The organism is Pseudoduganella sp. RAF53_2, from assembly GCF_052113985.1.
Lineage (GTDB): Bacteria > Pseudomonadota > Gammaproteobacteria > Burkholderiales > Burkholderiaceae_D > Rugamonas.
The window spans coordinates 1-4,722 of the sequence record NZ_JBFRDW010000482.1 but is presented as its reverse complement, the minus strand read 5'-3'; the positions used below and the strand labels follow the sequence as shown (position 1 = coordinate 4,722).

3 protein-coding genes are annotated in these 4,722 nt (G+C 62.0%); 1 reads left to right on the top strand and 2 read right to left on the bottom strand.

Features of this window, described 5'->3' with window-relative positions; translation table 11 throughout:
• Together AB4Z11_RS23460 and AB4Z11_RS23455 are read right to left on the bottom strand one after the other, a co-directional pair.
• Positions 1 to 475 (bottom strand): PAS domain S-box protein (locus tag AB4Z11_RS23460; protein WP_442028050.1); only part of this gene is annotated, 475 nt, incomplete at its 3' end.
• Between the two features lies 1 nt (position 476).
• A complete protein-coding gene (locus AB4Z11_RS23455; RefSeq protein ID WP_442028048.1) occupies positions 477 to 3,584 on the bottom strand; it encodes a DEAD/DEAH box helicase in 3,108 nt (1,035 codons plus the stop codon).
• A 158-nt stretch (positions 3,585 to 3,742) separates the two neighbouring features.
• Here AB4Z11_RS23455 and AB4Z11_RS23450 point away from each other — a divergent pair.
• Positions 3,743 to 4,722 (top strand): Tex-like N-terminal domain-containing protein (locus tag AB4Z11_RS23450; protein WP_442028047.1); only part of this gene is annotated, 980 nt, incomplete at its 3' end.

Genomic DNA, 4,722 nt, shown 5'->3' with positions numbered 1-4,722 from the left:
CCTCATCCGCATTGCCCGACGTCATTTCCAGGCGCTGGATCGCCCCGTCGATGGTCGACAGCGGCGTGCGGAACTCATGCGACACCATGGACGCAAACTTCTTCTGTTGTTTTTCGCGCTCGGCACGTTCGCGCACATCGCGCACCGTGCCCACCAAGCGGATCGCGCCGCTGCCCACATCCGGCACCAGGGTCGATTCGATCTCGACCGGAATCATGACACCGTCGCGGCCTTCAAACTCGGCCTCGCGCGTGCGGTGGCGCTGGGTGCTGTCGCCCGAAGTGAAGGCTTCCAACCGCGCCGGCAGCTCGGACAGCAGCTGGGAGGCAACTTGCTGCGCGCGCTCCGGGTTGAAGCCGAAAACACGCTCGGCGGCAGGGCTGACGTACATCAGCTTGCCACTGTCGCAATCCAGCATCCAGTGTACATCGCTGCTATTGTCGAGAATCTGGCGGTAGTGTTCGGCGCTTAGCATATCAATCCTGCAGTGGGGCAAAGATCTGTTGCAAGTCTTCCTGGGTCAGTGCCATCTTCTGCGATTCGCCTTCGGCCAGCACGGATTGGGCCAGATCGGACTTCTTCTGTTGCAGGATCTGGATTTTCTCTTCCAGCGTGCCCTTGGCAATCAGCTTGTAGACGAACACCGGCTTGTCCTGACCAATTCGCCAGGCGCGGTCGGTGGCCTGGTTCTCGGCCGCCGGGTTCCACCATGGATCGTAGTGGATCACGGTATCGGCCGCGGTCAGGTTCAGGCCGACGCCGCCCGCCTTCAGCGAGATCAGGAAGATCGGCACGGCGCCCTGCTGGAAGGCGGCCACCTGGGCGCCGCGGTCGCGCGTTTCGCCGGTCAGGATGGCGTACGGGATATCGCGCGCTTCCAGCTCTTCCTCGATCAGCTCCAGCATGGAGGTGAACTGGGAGAACACCAGGATCTTGCGTTTTTCTTCCAGCAGGTCTTCCACCATCTGCATCAGGTCGATCAGCTTGGCCGAGCCGGTGGACATGGCCTTCTTGGTCGATTTCACCAGACGCGGATCGCAGCAGACCTGGCGCAGCTTGAGCAGCGCTTCCAGAATCACGATCTGGCTGCGCGCCACGCCCTTTCGGTCGATCTCCTCCCGCACCTTCTGATCCATCGCCAGGCGCACGGTTTCGTACAGATCGCGCTGGGCGCCCGACAGTTCCACCTTGCGCACCATTTCCGTCTTCGGCGGCAGCTCTTTCGCCACGCTGTCCTTGGTACGGCGCAGCAGGAAAGGCTTGATGCGGCGATTCAGCAGCGTGCGGCGCTGCGGATCGTCCTGACGTTCGATCGGATGGCGGAACTGGCTGTTGAAGTTCTTCTCATCGCCCAGCAGGCCGGGCAGCAGGAAGTGGAACTGCGACCACAGCTCGCCCAGGTGGTTTTCCAGCGGCGTGCCGGACAGACACAGGCGATGCTTGGCCTTCAGCAGGCCGGCGCTCTGGGCCGCCTTGGAGCGGGTGTTCTTGATGTAGTGCGACTCGTCCAGGATCACCAAATGGAAGTCGTGCTCGCGCAGTTTTTCCTCGTCGCGCGGCAGCAGGGCGTAGGTGGTCAGCACCAGATCCGATTTCGGAATTTCATCGAACAGCTCAGCGCGGTCCTTACCTTGCAGCAGCAGCACCTTCAGGCCGGGTGCGAAGCGGGCGGCTTCGTCCTGCCAGTTGTTCATCAGGCTGGTCGGCGCGATGACGAGAGCGGGATGGTTCAGGCGGCCTGCCTCTTTTTCGACCAGGATGTGGGCCAGTGTCTGCACGGTCTTGCCCAGGCCCATATCGTCGGCCAGGATGCCGGCGAAGCCGTATTCGCGCAGGAACTGCATCCAGGACAGACCATCGGTCTGGTAATCGCGCAGCGTGGCCTRCAAGCCAGCAGGAGTGGGCACTCGCTTCACCGACGAGAACTGATTCAGCCGGCGCCCCATTTCGCGCAGCTCTTCGCCGCCGGTCCAGTGGAAATCGACATTGCGCGCCAGCTCATCCAGGCGCGCCGCGTCCAGCGAGGACATGCGTACCGAGTGGCGGATTTTCTCGCTGAAGTAGAGTTCGCCAATGGTGGCCAGGATCGGACGCACACGGTTCCATGGCAGGGCGACGCGGGTGCCATCCGGCAGGGCAGCCAGCATACGGTCTTCCTCGCCGTGCACCGCCAGCGCCTTCTGGTTGAAGTCGTTGGGGAAGGCGCGGATCATCTGCACCAGCACCGGCAGCAGCGGCACGCGCTCRCCATTGACGGTAATGCCCAGTTCCAGTTCGAACCAGGCGTTGCCGCCTTCCTTCTCTTCCTCGATTTCGGCGTACCAGTCGTCCACCGTGGTGACGTCGTAGCGGTACTTGGGCGATTTCTCAATTTGCCAGCCGRCGGCGACCAGTTCTTCGATGCCGGACTCGGCAAAGCGAATCCAGTCGGCCTGGCTGGCCAGCAGCAGGCCGCCGCGCACGCTGGACAGGGGCAGTGCGGTCGGCTTGCGGAAGCCCAGATTGGTCAGGGTTTCCAGCGCGGCCGCTTCGGCTTCCTCATTGCGCTGGATGATTTCGGTCACTTCGCCACGCTGGCGTACCACGCGCTGCGACGGGTCGAAGGACACGCGCTCGCCATCGTAGTCATAGGACAGCACGGCGTAATCGTTCCAGCGCTGCAGGCTGCCTTCGGCCAGCTGGGCCGAATCCAGCGCCAGGATCGGACGCGGCTTGACGTCGGTGCGCAGGCGCTGCGGCAGCGGCTGCGGCAGCGGCATCAGCTGCTGCAAGCCGTGGGCCAGCAGCAATTGCGACACGCGCATTTTGTCGTTTGGCATCAACAGTGGCGCCTGCGCAACAAGCGCCTGCAAATCGGCCAGCGGAATCGTGGTGCCGCCCTGGTTCAGGTTCAGCACGCCGCAGGACAAGTTGTCGATATACCACGGCGGATCGGTCGGCAGCATGTAATCGATCTGGTCGGCCGAATGCGGCGACGCTTCGGGCGAGGTATCCACCTTCCAGCCCAGGCGCAGGCCCTTGCCTTCTTCGCGCCAGGCCAGGCTGGCGACGCGGCTGTCGCCGGCTTTCATCGGATACACCAGGCCGTTTCCTACGTCCGACCAGGAATTTGYCCACAACAGTTTGTCTTGTTCAGACAACATTTGCAGCAGGGCGGCGCCAATTTTGCCGCGCGGTTCGGTAGCGCTCCCGGTCTGGGAATTAGGTCCGCTGCGCATAGCAACAAAGAAGCGAATCAGGTCGTCATCGCCGGGCACCAGGAAGCTGGGCGGGGTGGACAGCAGGGAAAACACCTCGCTCACCGGGCTGGCCGCGGCCACGTCGCCGTTCGGCTTCAGACGCRCCTTGTACAGGCAAAGCGCTACATGGCGGCCGCCGCTGGTCGGCGCCAGCACGTAAATCAGACGGTAATTGGTCTGTTTCGGGTCCGCCTCAATGGGCGCCAGCTTGGGTTTCGGGTGCGCGGCGGAATCTACCCGCTGTAGCCATGTGGCAACAGCATAGGGTAGCTGTCCCGGCGGAGGAGGCGGGACAGGGGTTGGAGCTGCAGGAGCTTCGCGGGCTTCGTCGCGGGTTAAATCCATTGGGCGCATTGATGTTTTTAACGGTTCAAAAACGGCAACATACAATATTATCCGTCATCGACCATCCTGTGTTTGTGAAACTTCTAACGCTGTGCGGGCATTGACCAGTCTCCCCAAGGATGGCGTATGATTCCATGGTTAACTGTTTGGAATCCCTCATGCTGCCTCCCATCGAACAAAGACTCGCCCTTGAACTGGCTGCCAAGCCGATTCAGGTAGCCGCTGCCATCGCCCTGCTGGACGAAGGCGCCACCGTCCCTTTCATCGCCCGTTACCGTAAGGAAGCGACCGGCGGACTGGACGACATCCAGTTGCGTTTGCTGGAAGAGCGTCTGCGCTATCTGCGCGAACTGGAAGACCGCCGGACTGCCATCGTGGCTTCGATCACCGAACAGGGCAAGATGACGGATGAGCTGCTAGATGCCGTCATGCACGCAGAAGACAAGACCCGTCTGGAAGATTTGTACCTGCCGTACAAGCCCAAACGCCGCACCAAAGCCCAGATCGCGATCGAAGCGGGCCTGGCGCCGCTGGCCGAATCCCTGCTGGCCGACCCGTCCACCAATCCGGACGAGGAAGCCGCCAAATACCTGCGCGAAGCTTTCGAAACCGCCGACGGCAAGAACCCGGGCGTGGCCGATGCCAAAGCCGCGCTCGACGGCGCCCGCCAGATCCTGATGGAACGTTTCTCCGAAGACGCCACCCTGCTGCAATCCTTGCGCGAATATGTACAAGATCATGGCGTAGTGGAGTCGAAAGTAGTTGAAGGAAAACAAGAAGAAGGCGAAAAGTTCGCCGATTACTTCGATTATTCCGAGCCGCTGTCGGCCATTCCTTCGCACCGCGCCCTGGCGCTGATGCGCGGCCGGCGCGAAGGCATGCTGGATGTGATCCTGCGCCTGGACACCGAAGAGGAAAAACCAAAGTGGGACGCACCCCATAATCCTTGCGAAAGCCGCATCGCCGCCCGCTTCGGCATCAAGCACGCCAACCGTCCGGCCGACAAATGGCTGGCCGACACCGTGCGCTGGACCTGGCGCGTGAAGTCCTTCATGCACCTGGAAACCGAACTGATGGGCGCGCTGCGCGAAAAATCCGAGCTGGAGGCAATCAATGTCTTTGCCACCAACCTGAAAGC